13 protein-coding genes are annotated in these 21,108 nt (G+C 34.8%); 2 read left to right on the top strand and 11 right to left on the bottom strand.

What is annotated here, in order from left to right:
* Positions 1–6: 6 nt before the first annotated feature.
* The 6 genes from C8E03_RS01300 to C8E03_RS01275 all read right to left on the bottom strand — a co-directional run bounded on the left by C8E03_RS01300 (position 7) and on the right by C8E03_RS01275 (position 6,196).
* Positions 7–747 carry a LytR/AlgR family response regulator transcription factor gene (locus tag C8E03_RS01300; protein ID WP_170122859.1) on the bottom strand — a complete coding sequence of 247 codons (741 nt, stop codon included), beginning with the start codon at positions 745–747 and terminating at the stop codon, positions 7–9.
* A 499-nt stretch (positions 748–1,246) separates the two neighbouring features.
* Positions 1,247–1,846 (bottom strand): accessory gene regulator B family protein, encoded by a 600-nt coding sequence (locus C8E03_RS01295; protein ID WP_094376782.1) that lies wholly within the window; start codon positions 1,844–1,846, stop codon positions 1,247–1,249.
* A 51-nt stretch (positions 1,847–1,897) separates the two neighbouring features.
* Positions 1,898–3,157: a hydroxymethylglutaryl-CoA synthase family protein gene (locus C8E03_RS01290; protein WP_110290069.1), complete on the bottom strand. Its 1,260-nt coding sequence runs from the start codon at positions 3,155–3,157 to the stop codon at positions 1,898–1,900.
* Positions 3,158–3,222: 65 nt separating this feature from the next.
* A complete protein-coding gene (locus C8E03_RS01285; RefSeq protein WP_094376780.1) occupies positions 3,223–3,987 on the bottom strand; it encodes an enoyl-CoA hydratase/isomerase in 765 nt (254 codons plus the stop codon).
* A 12-nt stretch (positions 3,988–3,999) separates the two neighbouring features.
* Complete coding sequence (locus C8E03_RS01280; RefSeq protein WP_110290068.1) at positions 4,000–5,256, bottom strand: glycosyltransferase; 1,257 nt, start codon at positions 5,254–5,256, stop codon at positions 4,000–4,002.
* Positions 5,257–5,287: 31 nt separating this feature from the next.
* The gene (locus tag C8E03_RS01275; RefSeq protein ID WP_110290067.1) at positions 5,288–6,196 is read right to left on the bottom strand and encodes an NAD-dependent epimerase/dehydratase family protein; all 909 of its coding nucleotides are present in this window, start codon (positions 6,194–6,196) and stop codon (positions 5,288–5,290) included.
* A 367-nt stretch (positions 6,197–6,563) separates the two neighbouring features.
* Between C8E03_RS01275 and C8E03_RS01270 the strand changes: the two genes are divergently transcribed.
* A complete protein-coding gene (locus C8E03_RS01270) occupies positions 6,564–7,142 on the top strand; it encodes a TetR/AcrR family transcriptional regulator (RefSeq protein ID WP_094376777.1) in 579 nt (192 codons plus the stop codon).
* 210 nt (positions 7,143–7,352) lie between these two features.
* Positions 7,353–7,775, top strand: a complete 423-nt coding sequence (locus tag C8E03_RS01260; protein ID WP_094376775.1) for a flavodoxin domain-containing protein — start codon at positions 7,353–7,355, stop codon at positions 7,773–7,775.
* A gap of 64 nt (positions 7,776–7,839) precedes the next feature.
* Here the strand turns inward: C8E03_RS01260 and C8E03_RS01255 are convergent, their stop codons facing one another.
* From C8E03_RS01255 to C8E03_RS01235, 5 genes are all read right to left on the bottom strand, one after another.
* The gene (locus C8E03_RS01255; protein WP_170122858.1) at positions 7,840–8,805 is read right to left on the bottom strand and encodes an acyltransferase domain-containing protein; all 966 of its coding nucleotides are present in this window, start codon (positions 8,803–8,805) and stop codon (positions 7,840–7,842) included.
* Between the two features lie 96 nt (positions 8,806–8,901).
* Positions 8,902–9,549 (bottom strand): HAD family hydrolase, encoded by a 648-nt coding sequence (locus tag C8E03_RS01250; RefSeq protein ID WP_094376773.1) that lies wholly within the window; start codon positions 9,547–9,549, stop codon positions 8,902–8,904.
* A complete protein-coding gene (locus C8E03_RS01245; RefSeq protein ID WP_094376772.1) occupies positions 9,530–10,786 on the bottom strand; it encodes a 2-phospho-L-lactate transferase CofD family protein in 1,257 nt (418 codons plus the stop codon). The genes C8E03_RS01250 and C8E03_RS01245 overlap by 20 nt, the downstream gene beginning before the upstream one ends.
* A 167-nt stretch (positions 10,787–10,953) precedes the next feature.
* The gene (locus C8E03_RS01240) at positions 10,954–11,811 is read right to left on the bottom strand and encodes a GDP-D-glucose phosphorylase 1 family protein (protein WP_110290065.1); all 858 of its coding nucleotides are present in this window, start codon (positions 11,809–11,811) and stop codon (positions 10,954–10,956) included.
* 26 nt (positions 11,812–11,837) lie between these two features.
* Positions 11,838–21,083, bottom strand: a complete 9,246-nt coding sequence (locus C8E03_RS01235) for an SDR family NAD(P)-dependent oxidoreductase (protein ID WP_110290064.1) — start codon at positions 21,081–21,083, stop codon at positions 11,838–11,840.
* Positions 21,084–21,108: the final 25 nt, after the last annotated feature.

Raw genomic sequence — 21,108 nt, 5'->3', positions numbered from 1 at the left:
CGATGCTTAATACTTCTTAGCTAACACCTTTGCAAATTCTTCTCGAAAATTTTTTGCCTTAGACCTAGAAATTGTCAATTTTGTGTCATCAACTAGTTGTAGTTCTGTTGTTGTTACTTTTTTTATATATTTCAAATTTACAATATAACTATTATGTGCATATGCAAATCCATAATCTTTTAGCAGATTATAAAGGCTTTCGATTTTCTCTTTTGATGTGATATTTTCTTCAAATTTATATTCTATTATATTTGGACATATATGAATACAACTTCCCCGTTTAGCAATTGCTATATATAAAATATCACTTGGTCTTAATTTAACTAAATTATAATGATTATTTCCTATAATAAACGGTTCTACCTTTTTATTTATCATTTCATTAATTATGGTCTTCATCTCAAATCGCATACGTTCATCGGTATACCCTTTTAACAAATATCTAAAAGGAATTGTTTCAAAATTTCGCACAGTAGGCATACAAACACCTGAACAAAATACTAAGGTAGTAGTCGGAAACACTTTTCTAAATTCTTTTGCTGTTTCATTACCGTCCATATTCTTCAATTGCATATCTAGAATCAGTAAATCAAAGCTAGCTGTTTCTTTTAGGTAATCAATAAATTCTTCTCCTGAAGAAAATTCATAAAATATAACTTCTCCTCGTTTTAATCCTGCATTGTATATAATGTTTTTCATATACTGAATAAATCTTTTTTCATCATCACAAATTGCTATATGAAACATGATCATACCTCCTAAAATACCTTCTAAATACCTCCTAAATTATGGTAATATTATATCATATTTTGACGAAAGATAAATAATAAACTGTCATATTTTGTTATTTTTACACATTTTCCGAAAATATAAACTTTTATCAATTTTAATCATTGTAATTATGTCTATATATGTACATTGTTTCATTTTGTGTCAAAATTCAATACAATATATTTTTAATTTATTTAATTGATAGTTTTCTTTATGCGTTTATACAAACAAAGAAACTATGATACCCTTATATCATAGTTTCTAAAAATTTTTGTTATATAAATCCCTATATTTAAAAGCTCATCTACTAAGACAAGTTTCTAAATAAAATGGAATAAGTTTTTCTGATTTTTCCTCATTCGAAATACTACAAACTGCTTTTCTTCTTCTATAATAAAGTAAATATTTTATTCAAATAGGACATTAATTGTCCTGACTCTATATTGTATGTAATAACTTTTATGCATTATTATAACTAGGAAGCCGAATGGCAAAATGTTAACTCATTACGTGCTAAAATCAATGCAAACACCTGAACAATATGTGTTATGATAATAGCATAGCAATATTTTTTCCATTCAATGCCAAAAAGAATTATCCCTAAAATTAATTCAATTATTAGAATCACTTTAATATGTCTTTTATAACTATTCTTTTCATTGGTATTTAACTTTTTGGTTAAACTTTCAACAGGTGATAATTTTACTATGAAAGCGATAAGTATTATTTCAATTAAAAAGAGTAGAAATAATTCTATACTGCTGATACTTAAATAAAAATATTTAAATATTAAAGTAATACTTAAAATAATGGTGTTTGACAATATAATACAAAGCCACGCTTTTGGAGCATGATACCCTCCACAATAACTTCTCAATGGAATGAAACAAGTTAAAAAAAATAATACAACTGGCAATTCACCCAAAAAATATCCTATTAAAATTGCAATTAATAAGTTAATTAACATTTCTAACATAAGCGTATATCCATATTTATATATACAAATGTCTTCTTTTGAAATCAATCCTACTCGAAATTGATATTCAATAAATTTATTTACAATTTTATCAATCATTGTTTTTCTGTTTTTAATTTATCCTGAAAGCTCTATACCCATTCATATGTTTTATATCCACTGATACTCTCTGTGAAATTCTTTTATCTCAGTTAAATATAAACGATTCTTTCCTTTCATTGATTCCATAATACCCGGAATTAAATCAAAATTCATAATACAATTACGCGTTCCAAATGGTATGAAATTGCTTTGCATCAGTAATTTATTATACTCCTCAATAGAAAGCCGATAACGCTGGCTCAACTGACTATCCACATCATATCCCAGTATAATATCCTTTCCCTTTTGGGTGACCACACCACTGTAAAATTCACAACAGCAACCAGAACCATAGCTAAAGCATCCAATTCGTTTTGGTTGTTCAAAATTTCCATTATGAATGGTACTCAATAAGGATAGAAAAACCGTTGCTCCCATTACATTTCCAACTCGCTGACAAAACGTCATACCAGGTGTCACTCTTTCTTTAAAATCTTTTTCTATTTCTGCTGGTTTTGCTTTTACCATCTTTCTCATCATTGTCCGATGTACTCCCTTTACCATTCCTCCAAACGGAGTATGATAAGCGATATAATCAAATGTCTTTTGATAGTCTGCATTCTCTACTTTTGACTGATAATGTAGATATGCCTGCTCGCAGCAATCCAGATAAGAAAGCAATGACAAGTCCGAATTACCGGCTTCATTATCCGGTACAGGACGGCAAGTATCCATTACTTCATATCCGTAATAACCATTCGCTCCTATATCCACTTGAAACACATAAGGTTTTTCACTCACTAGGATAGCCGCGGCTCCTGCTCCGGAGCTTGGTTCTGCAAATGACCAATCCTCAGTCAGCACTTCACCAGCATCAACTGTCATAAATCTTGCAAGATCACTTGCAATAACAAGTGCTTTGGCACCGGGAGAGCTTTGAGATAAGATAAAATTTACTGCCATTTGAAACCCGGCTGTTCCTGAATAGCAGGCATTTTTTATTTCCATAAGGCGACAATGCCTGTTCAATCCCAAATAGTCGTGTACGTAAGTACTTAAAGACTTTCCAAAATCAATTCCTGATTCAGTACAGGTAATTAAAAGCTCAATTTTGTTTTTTTCTTCTTCCGATAAAGAATCAATAATCGGTTTTGCCGCATTGACACCTAATGTTACTGGATCTTCATATGGTAGTATAACGGATTTTTCTTTCATTAATAAGTTTTCAAATCGGGTTGTATCAAGCTTACGATATTCTGCCAAATGTCTGACATTAAGGAATGCGGTTCCTCCAAAAAAGTTAATTGCTTCTATACCAACGTTTAACATATCTTCACCTTCTTATAAGTATTTTTATAACTATTTTTTAGCTTTATTGATATATTTCCTTTTCATTATTTATCCCAGGGAAATTTTCCATACTCTTCAAACTGATAAATCCATTCCCTGATTTGACGATCTTTAAACAAATCTACATTTGCCTGGACTGCCATTTCTTTCTCTTGATACAAGTTTGGACGTAACTGGCTTATATAGCTTTTATATTGCTTAATAGCTGACTTTTGTAAACGTTTCAAGCGAAGCAAGTGCTTTCTTAATAAAGATTCACTATTTTTATCATAAGCATCGACCAGTTCCCACTCATATGCTGTTTCTACTCCGATCGACTGTGTCATAAGTGTCATATAGTTTGCTTTTTGATATCCAATCCTTTGAATAAGAAACGGTAATACACATGCCGGATATAATCCAAAGAGTAATTCTGACAAACAAAAGGAAGCGGTACAATCTGCCAGAACAATATCGCAAGCAGCTACAAATCCAACGCCTCCTGCATTTGCTTTTCCACGAACATGAGCAATCGTTATATAAGGGCCATAAACTAGTTTAAGCCACAGCTCATACAAAAGCTTAGGGTTGTTCTCAGACTCTGTGTGACTGGTCATATCATCATGAATTCCTTGAAAATCAGCTCCAAAGCAAAAAACATCTGAAAGTCCTTCTAAAATTATAATAGAAGCTGACGTATCACACTCTTTCAAAACTTCTGATAATTCTATAACCATCCTGTAGTTAATTGTATTATTGGCTTCTGGGCGATAAAACTGTATATAGCATACCTGTTCTTCATAACGTACCCGTAATGTATGGTAATCCATAATGTCTCCTATTTAACTCAATCCTTTGTCTTTTAACACTTTATTAACAGATTCTACCGCTTTCTTAATACATTCTTGATCCACCTTGCGAAGCTGTATACCAAGCCTTTTATTATTTTCTATATACTCTTGATTCGTAATAGCCTCATGAATTGCCCGAGTTAGCTTTTTGCTTGTCAGCTTGGAACGATTAATTGCTTTGGGTGTTAATTTCTTTTTATAGAGCAAATCACCCTGATAATAGTGATCCAGCATATGAGGTACGATTACCTGTGGTACCCCTGCATGAGCTGCGGTGTATACTGTTCCGGGTCCTCCATGATGAACCACACAAGATACTCTTGGAAATAATTTGCTATGTTCAACAAAACCAACCATATAGACATCCTTGAAATCAAAATCTTCACTTAATTCTGCCCAGCCCTTTGATACTAACGCCCTTATTTTAAGTGTTTTAATTGTCTCATTAATAATCTTAATCGTCTCTTTTGGATTTGAATCACTCATACTTCCAAATCCAAAATATACTGGGGGCGGTCCGCTTTTTAAAAATACTTCCAGTCCCGGCTCTAGTTCCTCTTCCTTAACTTCTGGAATCTGCCACAATCCTGTCTGAATATACTTAAACTTATACTTCGGTGATACATCTAAATAAGGGCATATTGCTATAATACAAAGAGCTATATTATTTAAAAAATAGTCGTAAAAATCCTTTATTTTATCTAAACCTAACTTTATTCTATTTTCATTTATCTTTTTTATCAAAGACAGATTAATGAGAGAATTAACCAGTTTCCAAGCAATTGTGTTCATAAATCTGGGCATATTCTGCCATGGTATTACAGTTGGTGGATAATGATTCGATGGCATAAATTGCGTAACTAAATTCACAAAAATATATGGTACATTTAAATATTTTGCAATGGAAGGTGCTGCGAAAGGTTCTCCCCCTCCTATGATCAAATCAACCCCTTCACTTGCCTCTTTGACCAACTCAAACTGACCGCAGATAATATTTTCTAAAGTAGCCTTAACTGCTTTTAATAACTCAATGGGATGCCCCATATATTTATTTAAGCCATTAATTAGCTGATAAACATCACATCCTGCAGAATAAAATTTAAAGCCATAGCTTTGAATCCACTTTTCTTCATTTGGTGGAGCACATAGAATCACATCATGTCCGGCATCTCTTAGGGCAACTCCTAAAGCAAGCAAAGGTCTTACCTCCCCATGCGTTCCGATAACAACAATTTCAATTTTTGCCATGAAAAACCTTCTTTCTTATAAAATATTTTATTTAAAGATAACCATTTCGTGTATCATCTATCATTTGCTGAATTCCCTCTTCAATTGACACTTTTGGTACCCAGTTAAGAATTGCTTTTGTTTTTGATATATCTGCCAGTGTAATTTCTGCATCCCCTGCACGTCTTGGCTCATAAATTTGATCTTTCGAAATTAAATCGGCTAGTTCCTGAATGGATATATTCTTACCGCTTCCTACATTTAGAACCATGCCTTTGGCTTCACTTTTAAAGGCTGCGATATTAGCCTCTACAATATCACTTACATGAATAAAATCACGACGCTGTTCTCCTTTTCCATGAATAAGGAGTGGCTTGCCTTCTTTTAGATTCTTTAGAAAAATACCTAGTACCAATGCATAAGCACCTTCTGATGGCTGCCTCCTTCCGTAAACATTAAAATAACGCAGACTGATTGTTGGAAGTCCATATAAAACCGTATACAATTCACAATACTGCTCACCAACGTATTTAGACAGTGCATAGGGATTTAATGGATCTGGAAGCATTTCCTCATTTTGTGGTGCCTGTCTGTTTCCGTAATAGCTTGAAGAGGCACTATATACTACTTTTTGTACTTTACATTCTCTGGCCATTAATAAAACATTCAATGTTCCTAACACATTTTGTTCCGTACAATACTCAATTTTTTCGATGGATGGCGCTACTTTACTCATTGCTGCCATATGAAAAACGCCTTTTGCTCCTGTAAAAACTTTTTTAAGCAAGTCCTTATCTAAAACATTACCCTCATAAAATTCTGCTCCATCTGGGATATAATCTGGATTGCCCTGACATAAGTTGTCTATAATTCTTACAATATATCCTAAATTCAACAGCTTCTGTGATAGATGGCTTCCAATAAATCCTGCTCCTCCTGTAACAACCATAATTTCCTTCAAAATAATACCTCCTTATAATTAAAAACTCAGGAATCTCTAACCCTTATTTTTGCTAAACAATGAGATTCATCTTTTATAAAATCCACTATTTAGTTATGAAATACTCACAAAATATTTCTTTACCATTTCCATTATTTATTTCTACATCACTTTTCTTTATTCTAATTTTTTTTCCATTTTTGGACAATAGAATTGGTAATTTTTGTAGTTTAAAAGGAAACTTTTGCAAGTGTTAAAGAAAATATGGCTATTGACAAACTAATGATATCGATTTATACTGAACGCATTCAAAACATATTCAAAAAACGATAAGGGAGGGCAGCTTTTTACAAAACGAGAAAAAGACATAATATTAGGGGGTATCGCAATGAATCGTAACGAAAAAGATGTAAGACAGTGCATGATTAAGGCAACGATCGAACTATTGAACGAAATTCCAGATATCGAAAAAATAACGGTACGCCAGATTGCCAAGCGGGCAAAGGTAGGAGTAGGTTCCATTAATTATCATTTTAATTCAAAAGATAATTTGTTAAGTATAGCAGTCAGGGATGTTCTTGCAGAAATGGCGATTAATCTTTCGAAACCAACTGCAAATTTAAATTTAAATCCTCGTGACCGATTAAAAACTATGTTGAAAGAACTGTGTAATGCAGCGGTGACGAACGAAAAATTGACTCAATTTATGGTTACACATGATATTTTAAGTGGAAACATGCATGCGTTGCTTTATATTATTCCTATTTTAAAAGAAATATTTAAGGATAAAAAAGAAGAAATAGAATTGCGAGTTATCGCGTTACAAATTCTACAACCTTTGCAGGTTGCTGCTATAGCCCCAACAGCTTTTTGTATGTACAGCAGTTTTAATTTGTATGATAAAAAGGCAAGAAATCAATTCATTGACCAGTTGCTTGATAATTTAATTAACGAAAGAAAGGAGTAGATTCAAATGAAGATAGCGACAATTATTAGCTCAATTATTACATTATTACTTTTATTCTCTACTATGATATGTGGTTTATGGATCCATTCAGGTCAACCAGGCTCTATTAATTTCCACATAAATTGTGGTATTGCATCCGTAATTTTCTGCTTTATCACATTCATACTTACAATCATTAGTTTTCGCAGCATAAAGAAAGGGGCTTAAATTATGCAGACACTTATTTTATACGCAACAAAGTCTGGTGCAACCGAAGAATGCGCCAATATTTTAGCAAAAAAATTAGACAATTGTCCCATATACAATCTGAAGCAGAGTACCCCTGACATTTCGGGTTATGATACGATTATTATTGGGGCAGGTGTACATATGGGGAAAATATATAAACCGGTATTCAATTATATCAGGCAGAATTTAAATTTATTATTAACTAAGACAGTGAAGATTTACTTATGTAACGCTTACCCTGATACATTCCAAAAAACAATTGATAAAAATATACCAGTCGAACTGATCAGTCACTCAAGCTGTATCAAATCCTTTGGTGGTAAGCCAGCATTTACTAATCCACCACAAGAAACCTGGCTGAATAAGAAGAATCTAGAGGATTTTATTGAAACGCTTAACAAGTAATGCATATATATAACAGCAAGTAGAAAAGCGGATTGGAAATATCCGCTTTGACTACTATTTCTATCTATTTCTGCATGTCTAATTCCTTATATAATAAATCCAGATGTTTCATCGCCCCTCCATAAGGTGATAAAATAGTATATGGCAATATATTTTCTTCATTAAATATATATTTGCAGGAAGTAGCTAATGTACCGCTTGGACCAAGATCCACCAAAATGTTAATGTAATTTCTATCAATTGCCTTTTTCACTGTATTTTGAAAATCAATTGGCATTCTTACTACTTTCCAGAAATAATCCATTGAAAAATCATCTAATTGATCCACCAAGGCACTTGAATACTGTTTATATCGTATCTTTTCATTCCATGTTATATTCCTCTTGGCAAGGTATTTCTGGTATGGCTCTCTCCCATCGTCTATCAGGGAGGAGTGGAATCCATATTCAACTGCCAGTGGTACGTACGTAATCTGATTCATTTTTAAAAAATTATAAATTACTTTTTCTTTCTCTTCTGGAAATGCTATTGTAAAGTTATCCTTAAAATTATTCGAAACGATTTCAGAATTTAGATATAATTCTTTGGAACAATGATACAATTGTGAATCAGCCAGAATGGATAGCATTCTGGCTTTTGAACATGATTTGGTAATGATATGTGCCTGTTCATAGATCATTTCCATGCATTCTAAAAGACTGATTCGATTGTTTACAGCGGATGCAGTTAATTCACCCAGACTTACACCAACGATAGAGTCCGGATAGATTCCGTGTTTAAATAAAACCTGGGTAACAGCATATTCGACCATAAAAATGGCAAGATGAGTATGTGTTAATGTATTACTTTCTTTTTTTCCTTTATCCCCATACAACAGGTCAAACACGGAACTCCCTATGAATTTAATAAAATATTGATCTAATTGATTCATCCAGTATTGAAAGATGGGTTCCGAATAATATAAATCAAGTCCCATATTTTTATATTGAGAACCTTGTCCCGAATACATAAAGACTATGTTTCTTTTCACTGAGTACATTCCCCCTAAGATTTTTTAAGTTTACGTAACTAATCAGTACTTTCCTAATTTCCGCTGTAATATGGGTACTGATTAGTTACCAATTTATTACAAGTGAATCAGTTCATTTATCAGCTTTGAATAACTGGTAAAATAATAACTTTTTCCCATTTTACGATTATTTACGATTATAACTTCTATGTTTGCACGCTGTGCGGCTAACGCACCGCTTAATGAATCCTCAATCACTACTGCCTCATCTGCCTTTACATTTACAAGTTGTAGTGATTTCAAAAAAATCTCTGGATCAGGTTTAGCCATTTTGACATCATCGCCTGTCAGTATATAATCGAATTGTTCATAGATTCCTAATTTTTTAAGTCCTACACTGACCCCTTCTCTAGATGATGACGTAGCCAAAACTAAAATTTTTCCTTTCTGCTTTAGTAATTTTAAAAAACTAATTGCTCCATCATAGCTTACTAACTGCGTCAGCATTAGTTCTCTTGCTAACGATTGCTTTAGCTTTACCATCTGAACGATTTTGTCTTCAGAATAGTTCAGATTATGTGTATGAAAAAAATCTTTAAAAACCTCTATTGTCTTTCGCCCCATATACTCTTCATAATGAAAATTATCAATATATAATAATTCAAAAACCATTTGAAATGCTTTTGCATGAATGCTGTTTGTATCTGCAATTGTCCCATCGAAATCAAAAATAGCACATTTTTTATTAATACTTATTGGTTTCATTGTAAAAATTCTTATAAAATTTCTTATAATAGGCTTCTTCGATGGTCTTTATTGCTTTATGAGCATCATGCTTTCCCAAATCTGAGTTGGATTCAAAATTTCCACATAAAATCTCAACTGGTAATTCTTCAAGTTTTTGAAAATCATTTTCTACATATCGAAAATCTTCTTTTTGCTGGGAACGGGACGTATTCACTAAGGCTACATGAATAAGCTCTGAAATAGGAATTTTATATTTACAATTCTTTGTTAAATATTTGTATGCGCTTGTTATAAACTCACTGGCTTCATATCCCGGAGTCTCATAATCTTCACCTATATTACATACAAACGCTTTTAAAGCTTTCTTGTTCGAATAGATTGCTTCCGGAATTCCAATTGTTGTGTAACTTGGATATAAGGATGAATGCTGTGTTCCGGGTGCATAAATAATAATATCCGCATTTTCAATTGCTTTGATAGATTCCGGTGTTCCATGTACGTAGCTTTCAATTCTGTGAAGATAATCACTTTTTTCTTCTAGCGTTGTAAATTTCTTTTCAATGAGCGTTGGATCAAGATCTTTATCTAGTAAAAATAAATCTTTAATTCTGTCATTGGAACGCAATTCTACGATAATATCCTCGGTATAGCATATTTCTCCATTTTCACGTATTGCTACCAGTTTTTTATTTTCTAAGTTTGTTGGTATGACATCGCCACGCGTATGTAATAAAACATTAAACAACGCAATTGTTTTGTAAAAGCTTTTATCCAAAAGTTCAAAAGCTCCTGCATACAAACAATTAGACAAGGAACAGTCACTAAAATTAAATTTTCTTCCAATTATTTTTTCATATGTTTTCAGTGAAGTCAAAAATTGTTCTATAATTTTTCTCAACAACTGTACCAAATTAGGCTCATCAATCTGTATTTCCTCTATCATATTGGTTTTACCGTCTGCAAAAGCCTGCATAACAGATATGCAGTGATTATATTGAACATCCTTTGGAAATCGAAATGCAAAAATTTCAGACCACATCTTATATAATTCAAAGTTACTTGACATTAAATTTTCCTGATTTTTTCTTATATCAGATGGGCCAAGCATATTAAAAAATCTTCGGATCTCACCAGTGGATTTCCCATCGTCATAGGAATTAACGATTAATGATAATTTAATTGACTCATCCTTTAGCAATTCTTTCACAAATGCTTTAGAACCTCTTCCACCTGAAAAAATAACAACCTCTAGCATAATATTTTCCTCCTTTTTTCTTATGAGCTCTTGGAATCCTTGGCACCTATTTCATAGAGCCTTGACATTCCTTTATAATTAGAATCCTGTTACCATTATGCCTTACGGCTTTGAAGTAACATTTTTGCACAAAAATGCGGTACTTTGCATTCCTTATGATAAAGTTCTTAGTATAAAAAATTAATATCTTCTTTTTCAAAAGCAACCTCTCTGATAATCTCAATCAGGTACTTCTCATCTACACCTTTAAAAGGATTTTCTCTTGCAAGCGGAGCGGTGATCAGAAAATACCCACTTAATTCTAACCCTCCCACCATTGCCTTCATCCGACTTGAGGTTTCCTGTTTTCGTGGAATCAGAAGAATATTATTCTCCCAAAAAAGCAAGGTAAAGAGCGGCGTTTTGCTTAAATTGCCATCGTCCTTAACTGTAAGTGGAAGTTTTGACTCTGATAGCAGCTTCAGCTTTTCAAATAACAGATCACATCTTTTGGAAAGCTCACCAGTGAAAAGAATATTTCCAACCGGATAATCAGGCAAATAGCCTATATTTTCGTCGATTGATACTTTTACTAAATTTTCTATATGAAACTGATTCCATAACACCTGCGTATGAAAATGTTCTAACGTTGCGGCTGTTCCACGCATATTGAAAAAAGATCGTATCCCAGTCTCTTCTACAATTTTTGATACTGCCATAATCTCATCCTTGGTAAACTCATTTTGTGGTATGAAGGATTTGGAACAAAGGATACTATGGTATTTTTCAACCGGTCTGTTATTGGCTAATAATGCCAATTCTCCAAAATCATAAAGGCAGTCTTCTCTGTTTATTATGTTATCCCCCAAAGGATGCGTGCTTGCCTGATAGCATCCCACACGTTTTGCCCGTTCCGGTACATATTCCATACAAAAGGTCATGGTTTTACCGTTCCATATCATCTCTTTATTCTGTTCCTGATAAAAATGTATGAGTCCTTCTTCCAATAGTTTGTCCCATTTGGCTTTTATCGTATCAATCAGCATATAAAGCCTCCTTATCTGTTTGTGTCTTATGTGTCAAATTGTTCCAGAAATTCTTTTACCGTTTCGTTTACCTTTTTATGGTGTGTTAAATTTATAAAATGCCCCCCGTCCTCAATTTTTATATATTTGGAGTATTCAATCCCTTCATGAATCATTTTGGATTCTTGTGGATCTACAACAGAATCCAGTTCACCTGCCATGATTAACGTTGGCACTTTTATCTGGCTTAAAATATGACTCGTTGTCATGCCCTGTTTCATTAAATCCAGATACTTCATCAGCAAAGCTGTATTTGTTTCCTGACTAATTTTATATAAATTGAGACAATAATCTATGTTCTGTTTGATTTCTTCTGATGTTGTATTTTTTCTAACAATTTCAAAATCATTGGAAACTGTCTCGATAAATGAAAAGTATTTCGTCACTCCCTCAAACTTTGACAGGGTAAAACTTCCTAGTAAGGTAAGTGTTTTTATTCGTTCTGGAAATTCTTTTGCAATACTTTGGGCAATCATGCCACCAAATGAACCGCCAATAACGTGAAATGGTTTTATAATATTGAGCTTGTCCATGACTTGTATCATCATACGGCTCATGCCTTTTAGTGATAAATCTTCAATAATATCACTTTTTGCGTGGCCCGGAAGGTTAATTGAAATCACCTGATAATCCTCTGACAAATCTCTTATCTGATAAATATCGATAACAGAATTTACAGCGAAACCGGGAATGATTAAAACAGGATCTTTCGTTCCTTTCACACTCACTTCTATTTTAGTACCTGAATCCAGTTCCACCATAAAGCTCTCAAGTTCTATCGGAAGGTCTACATTTTTGGGTTTCTCCTTTAAAACTCCAAGTGACTCCTCCTTTTGTAACTCTTCTTGTTTCTTAGTACGATAGGAAAACATATTAATACGATTATTATCCTTCATCGGTTCCATTAATATTTCTTTGACTTTTTCCTTTTTATTCTCTAATAGATATTTGACTAAGGATTTGACATTTGTATGTTCAAAGAGCAGTGAAGTTGGAAGCTCTCCAAAGCTTTTTTCAAGATTTGCATGAAATTCCAATCCTAATAAAGAGTCAATACCCATATCCGAAAAGAGTGTTTCATCCTCAATACTGTCTTTTTCATCTTTTAACAGCGTTGCTATCCTATCTTTTAAAAATTCTTTTAACCGATCCTTTTCAGAACCAACGGTATCTTTGATTGTTAACTCTCTTTCCTGTATGATTGTTTCAGCAGTAGTCATTTGTATCTGATTCTTCTGACTTGGGACTTCATCTACTTCATAGATGCCAAGCTTCTGATAGACGCTTTCCTCTGCTTTTAGTATAAATACCTGATGATAGGAACTATTTAATACCTTTTCCAGTGTCTGAATTCCTTCCTCTACGCTAATCTTATCTATCCCCTGCATCTTAAGATATTTTCCATATTCCTTATCTTCACTAGAACCCAGTCCCCAGTACCCCCAGTAAAATATCTTTACCGGATAAGAGACTCTGGGTTGAATATAAGAAGCAAAGCTGTCTTCAAAATTAAGTCCACTGACATAATTACATTGTCCCGGCATACCTGCAATGGAAGAGGTTGATGAAAAAAATGCCATGAAATCCAACGGCTCCTCTTTCAATATGTGAAACAATACCTCACTTCCTATTACCTTTGGATCAAGTGCTGCACGAAAATTATCTTCTGACATAGTTTGAATGGTTTTATCTTTTGATACAATTGCTGAATGAAACACACCATTCATTCTGCCAAACTGATGTTTTACTTTACTTACAACTTCTCTTATCCCATCTGCATCTGTAACATCTGCCTGATAGTAATAAGCCTTACCGCCTTCTTTCTCAATCTCCATTAATCGTTCTGATTGTTCCATTGTCAGACTGCTTCTGCCTACTAAAATCAAGTTTGCTTTATAGGCATGGCTTAAATATTTGCTTAATACAATCCCGATTCCCCCTGTTCCGCCAATGATCATATAAATACCGTGTTCTTTTAAAACGCTTTTTTCATTACCAGTCAATTTAATTGGCTTCAATGTCCGAACATACCGTTCGTTATTCCGGTATACAACCGTTTCTCCATTTTCATTACTTTCCTCCATAAAAATTGGCTGTATCAATGCATCAAATTCCTCATCTGAAAAAGTATGATATAAGTCTGGCAAGTCGAGATCCACAGAAGTTACTCTTATTTTGGGATACTCTTTTGCAAAAGACTTGACAAATCCTATTATTTGGGCAGCTACCGGCAATACCACATTGCTGCCTGCAACAGGATACACATTATTTGTCACTATTTTTAAATCACCAAGCCCACCAAATTTGGAGCTATTACCTATTTCCTTTATGAAACGGAATAAACTGATTACCCCTTGTTCCTGTTTTTTGGCAACTGCCTGATAGTTGTTTGTATTCTTTGAATCTTTCTGAATTCCACCTAAAAAATATATCCCATTTAATGGAGGCAGACAGTTAACCAGTTGACTGATATCGGATGCATTTTCTACATTTAATTCGTACTGATTGCCTTCTGACTGGCCGCTGCACGTACCTAATTTAATTTCTACCGCATCCTCATATTTTGCTGCTATTCTTTTTGCCAGACATTCACTGTCCCCGGTATACACAATACCGACTTTTCCTTCTATCCTTTGTTCCACCTTTGACGTAAGTGCTTTCTTCTCCCATACCGGTTCATAATAAAGTTTTTCACTTATATTTGTTACTTCCCCTAATGTATAGTCGTTAAATCTTACACATACATTTCCATTCTCATCCAGGATTGTTATATGATATCTATTATGGCCGGATGAGCGTACATAGGCATACATTTCTGGTTGTAATGGTCTGAAAATTTCAATTTTGTCTACGGCAAATGGTACGAATACTTGATTGCCCGACTCTTTTAAACAGCCGATCACCTGCAATGCACTATCCAACAAAGTCGGATGTAAGGAATAGGAATTAAGATCTTGTCCTGAGGTTAAATGAATTTCTCCTAATGCTTCTTCCTTATTTTGATAAACATCTTGGATTCCTTTGAAAAACGAGCCATAGGAAACTCCATTTCTAGCATATTGCTCATAAATTTCCTCGCTGCTAACTTTCTTGTGGCATCTGCTTTTTATCAATTCAATAGAAACCTTTTCTAATTCTTGCGTTTCGCTTTGATTCTCATCGAGTTCACCCTTTGCATATAGTTTCTTTTCTTCTTCATCTGAAATCCAAAAAACTAGCTTCTCATCCTTCTTTGATATGCGCACTAATACCACACATTCTTTTTCATCTAAACTAAGCGGGTTCATCCAATAAATATGCTTGAAGGAGATTCTCTTATGTTTTCTCACAATACAGGCGGCTTGATATACCATTTCAAGGTATCCAACACCCGGAAAAACGGATTTGCCGTTTATAATGTGATCCCTTATCATATCTAACTGGTTATTCATTGCCTTTTTAAATACGATTCCTTCTTTCATGCTTAAATCAAATTCCAAAGAATCAATTAGAGTACCATACTCATTTGCCTGAAATCTACTTCTTTCGCTCCCCTCTTTCGCCAGCCAGAAACGTTCCTTTTTAAATGGATAGGTGGGCAATGAAATTCTAAAGTATGTTTCACCTTTATGTAGATGGTTCCAATCAATTTCGTATCCCAAAACCCATAGTTTCGCCAGTTTATCCAGTTTTTTCTTTTCAATCCATTGCGAAATCATGGCGTATGCATCGTCATCTTGGTCAAACAGATCAAACGTATGTTTTGCTATGTTTTTATAATTGAAATAAACAGGACTTCCCTCCTCGGATTCTCCATCTATAAATGCTTTTAAATATTGTTCCAGCTCATTTTGATTCGATGCCACAATTGCCAGCCGCCATTGCATTGCCTCTCGTCCAAACTGTAGTGTATATGCCAAATCTAAAAAATGAACAGGCTTGTTATTTGCATCGTTCTTGGCCGCAAGAAATTCAAACAAATTTATGGCATACTCTCTTAAGCATTCCTGATTTTTTGCTGAGAGAATAATAATCTGTGGTTCAATCTTAGTATTTTCAGAAAGAGGCTGATTATATTCTTCTAGTACTACATGAGCATTTGCTCCACCAAAACCAAAGGAACTGACTCCGGCTTTACGTGGCAATTCTACGCCGTTTTGATCTCTTGGCTTTTCCCACTTTGTCGGTTCTGTTACAATATAAAATGGCGTATCGGTCAGATTAATATATGGGTTTAAATTATTTAAATGAATGGTCGCAGGTATTTCTTTCTGCTTTAGTGCATAGATTACTTTGATGATTCCCGCTAAACCTGCCGCCGGTTCCAAATGACCGATGTTTGTTTTAACCGCTCCAATCCCACAATAATTTACCTTTTGCTCTGTCATCCCATTTATGTTATATAGCTTTTTAAATGCCTTTTTTAACCCTTCTATTTCGATGGGATCTCCTAATTCTGTTCCCGTACCATGTGCCTCAATATAGCCGATGGTATCTGGCGTAATCTCCGCTTCCTGATAAGCTTTTACCAATACCTTTGCTTGTGCATCTGGATTTGGTGCCGTCAGGGAATTTGCCCTGCCTCCGTGGTTTAGTGCACTGCCTTTAATCACTGCATAGATATTATCTTTGTCTAGTATTGCTTTACTTAAAGGTTTTAACAAAAGAGTTCCTACGCCTTCTCCTCTCACATAGCCATCTGCATCCTTATCAAAGGTTTTGCACCTGTTATTCGGTGACAAAATTCCTAATTTACTGGCACTTAGAAAAGCTCCCGGTGACAGCATCAGGCTGACACCCCCGGCAAATGCCATCTCGCTTTCTCCACTTTGGATGGATTTTACCGCTCTGTGAATTGCTACCAGACTGCTGGAACACGCCGTATCAATGGATTCACTTGGTCCCATAAAATTCATAAAATAGGAAATTCGATTTGCTAACAAAGAATGTGCATTTCCGGTTGCTATTTGTGGTTTTGCTTCTCCTATTTCCATTAATAGTTCCTGATAGTCACTGAACTGAAATCCGATAAAAACTCCTATGTCTTTCCCGGCAAGGTCACACGCTCTATACCCTGCATCTTCTGTTGTACTCCATACTGACTGCAACAATAATCTTTGCTGTGGGTCCATTAATTCCGCTTCCCGGCGTGAAATATTAAAAAATGATGCGTCAAATTTATCAACATCTCTTATGAATCCACCAGAATTAGAAATCGACTTATTTCTTTCTGCTTGATCTTTACTGTAAAATTTGTGCCAGTCCCATCTGTCGGAAGGAATTTCAGTAATTAAATCTTTACTATCCATTAAGTTTGTCCAAAACTCATTCAAGTCCTTAGAACCTGGAAGCATTCCTGTAACACCGATAATTGCAATTGGCTCATATTTTTTATTCTGCTGCACGTTTCGTGTTTCTATTGGAATACGCTGTAAGGATGACATTTGTTCCTTTAATGGTTTTAAATCGCTTTGCTGCTTGTGCCCTTTCACCTCCACTGCTTTTATTTCCTGCTTCTCTTTGTCATAATAGTTGAATATTTTTTCTTTGTACTCATTTAATATGTAACTTGCTAAGTTTTCTATTGTATTTTCAGAAAAGAAAACAGTGGGTAATAACTCTATCTGGAACTGTTCTGATATTTTATCTGCATATACCTTTAGTGATATGGAATCAAAACCATATTCTGCTACATTGGTATCCGTTTCCATTTGCTCCGGACGGATTTTTAAAATAGCTGCAGCAATTTTTCTTATATCCGACTGAAAATTAATTGCCATTGGTTTGTCTTCCTGTATGCAATGGGGCAGACTTTTATCTACTTGATTAAATTTTTCTGTAACTGAATGTGTTAGCTCTCCCTTTTCAATTCCCATGGATGCATCGATTCTATCTTTCTCTCCATATAAAACCATAACCTGTTCCTTTCCAGATTCCATGATTTTTCTGAATGCTTCCAATCCATCTTCTGTCTTAAGATATCCCATCACGGATGTTTTTAGGTAAAGGGTTTCTGTATCCCTTTGAACATGCATTCCACCTTCCTGCCATAAAGGCCAGTTGATTGTGATCGCTTTTCCGTTTCTTTGCTTCTTCTTTACTAATGCATTTCTGTGCTTTGCATAACTATCCAAAAATCGGTTCCCAATCGAATAATCACATTGTCCAAAATCACCGAGTATAGATGATGTGGAGGAAAAGAGCACAAAGAAATCAAGAGGTTCCTCCTTTGTAACTTCGTCTAATACAACAGATCCTTTTATTTTTGCCTGTACTGTTTGTTCAAAATCCTTCTGCTCCTTTTGTATGATTAGTTTATCACTCATAATTCCTGCCGCATGAATGACACCCTGAATTGGCCCAAAGATCTCTGCTGCTTTCTTTATCACCGCTGCCATTTGTTTTGGTTCTGAAACATCAGCTCGATAATACACGGCTTTGGCTCCTTGCTCGTCAAATTCTTCTACTATCTTTTTTTTCTCTTCCGATAACGCAGAACGACCAATTAATATCAGTCTGGCTGAATAATGAACCGCCAAATACCTTGCAAATAGTAATCCAAGACCACCGGCTCCTCCAGTAATCAGATACACCCCATTTTGCTTTAGAATATTTTCGTTTTCTTTTTTTAAAGTAATCGCATCTGTTTTTTGAATCCATCTTGTTCCATTTTGATACCGAACTTCTTTCTTAGCTGACTTATCATATAGCTCTGTCATAACATCATTCACAGAAATATCGCTGCCTATTAAATGGATTGTGGAGAATAAAAGCTCGGGAAACAAATATCCCAGTGACTGGCTATAAGCTCCAATTGCCTCCAAATACGGATTGATCTGCCCATCCTCTGTCTGATATAATACCTTTATTTCTTTTAACTCTCTGCTATATAATGCATGAAGATTTTTCAGTAAATGGAATATAGAATAAGCACATTCTGCAAATGTATTTTCATTTATATCAAATTTCTTCCATGTCCATAAATATATAATTTTCTTAGGATAAAGATTTTGTTCCTTTAACTCATTTAATACAACAGACAGTTCCTTTTCATTATCCTTATGAATTTCATACTCATTATCTCCTAAATACCGATACGCATCACCTGGGTATATCACTACCATGTTTTCGCTTCTTTGTCTGATTTCATCAAGAAGTGCATCCTGCGTTTTATATGCAAATACTAAAACAGGTTCATGGAATGTCAGTGCTTTTTTTAAATCATCCGTCTGATTTACCCATCGCGTTTCATAATAATTTAATCTATATCCAGAAGAAGCTTCAGAATGAATTACGTTTTCATCCATTAATGAATACAACTGGTTTCCGGATAGTATCACTTCTTCCTCCTTTTCAATTTTGGAAATCCAGTAGGATTCTTTGCTAAACGGATATACCGGTAAAGGTATTTTATAGCAGTCCTCCTTTTTGTATAACTGTTCCCATTCAACCGTATGACCGCTCAGGTAATACTCCATTAAACATACGACTTTTTCTTGGTACTCTTGTCTTGAAAGAGATGAACTTTTTAATTCTGTTAGCACCTTCGATAGTTCTACATTGTTTTTTGGGTCAGCCGTTTTTTTAGAATATTTGGCATCTGCTTTCAGAAAATCATCCATCTTCTGTTTTAATTCCTGGTGGTTTTCTACCACAAAACCCGCACGAATTTCCATATGTGCTCTGCAAACATTCAAAGTATAAGAAATGTCCTCTAATTTAGAAATATTCCCATCTTCTTCCAGCCAAATTCCAAATTCTCTTATCCTATGATAGAGAGCTTCACTTGTTTTTGCTGAAAAGGTAATCGGATAAAACATTTTCTTTACATCAGACTGCTTATTTCTTGTATATTCTTCAATTACTAAATGTGCGTTCGTACCTCCCAGACCAAACGAGCTGACTGCTGCCCTTAATGGCTGTCCAAAGCCTTCCCAGTCTGTAAGAGCAGTATTAACATAAAATGCGCTCTGGCTTAAGTCAATATGCTCATTTAACGTTTCAAAATTTAACAATGCGGGTATTTTCTTATATTTTAATGCGAGTAAAACTTTTATAACACTTGCGATGCCTGCTGCAAGGGAAGCATGTCCAATATTTGTTTTTACGGATCCCAGCGCACAAAAATGTTTCCTATTGGTATACTGTTTAAATGCACGGTCTAATGCCTCAACCTCAATCGGATCTCCAAGCTTCGTTCCCGTTCCATGCGTCTCTATGTATGAAATTGTCTCCGGATTAATATCTGCCTTATCATACACTTCCATTTCTAACTTTGTCTGGGACAAGGAACTTGGAGCAGTGATTCCATTTGTTTTGCCATCCTGATTGATTCCAGAGGATTTGATGACTCCAAGTATGTGATCATGGTCTTTGACTGCATCTTTTAAGGATTTTAATACAATTGCTCCCACACATTCCCCGTTTACAATTCCATCTGCTCTGTCATCAAATGTTTTACATTTCCCATCGGGGGAGAGCATCCCTGCATTACTTGTGAGTATATAGTAGTGCTGTGTTGTACAAATCCAAGCCCCCCCGGCAACAGCCATCTTAACATCTCCTGACAAAATTCCCTGACATGCCAGATGCACTGCGACTAAGGAAGAGGAGCAAGCGGTATCCAAAGAAATTGCCGGTCCTTTCAAATTTAAATAGTACGATATTCTGGAAGCTAAGATCGAGCCTGTATTTCCCCAAAATGCCTGCGCGCTCCCTTCAATATTTTTTTCTTCCAAATGAGTCAGATAATCTCTTGGTGCCGCAGCAACATAAACGCCACATTTTTCACCGGATACTTTATCATTGGCATATCCGGCCTGTTCCAGTGCATGATAACTCTCTTCTAAAAACAAGCGCTGTTGCGGATCCATAACCTCTGCTTCCATTCCTGATATATTGAAAAAGAGCGGGTCAAATTTATCAATGTCATTGATAAATCCTCCAAAGCGAGAATTTGTTTTCTTTAAATTTTTTACATCGGGGTCATAATAGGTATCATGATCCCATCGCTCTTTTGGCACTTGTGTGATGCAGTTTTTCCCATTGCTTAAAATATCCCAGAAATCACTGACATTATCTGCACCAGGAAACCTTCCGGACATTCCTATAATAGCTACCCCTTCTGAAAATGAACTTTCTTTTTGATATCTGAGTTTTTCTATCTTTTGCTTTCCTTCCTGGGGAGACATTTTCTTATTTTTTATCAACTTTAAGACTTGTTTTACTTCCTGTTCATAATCTAAATGCATCATCTTTGTTCTCTCCTTATTATTGTCA

The sequence above is a fragment of the Lachnotalea glycerini genome, assembly GCF_003201285.1.
GTDB lineage: Bacteria > Bacillota > Clostridia > Lachnospirales > Lachnospiraceae > Lachnotalea > Lachnotalea glycerini.
Note: the sequence above shows the minus strand (reverse complement) of the source record. Positions and strands in the feature narration are given on the sequence as shown.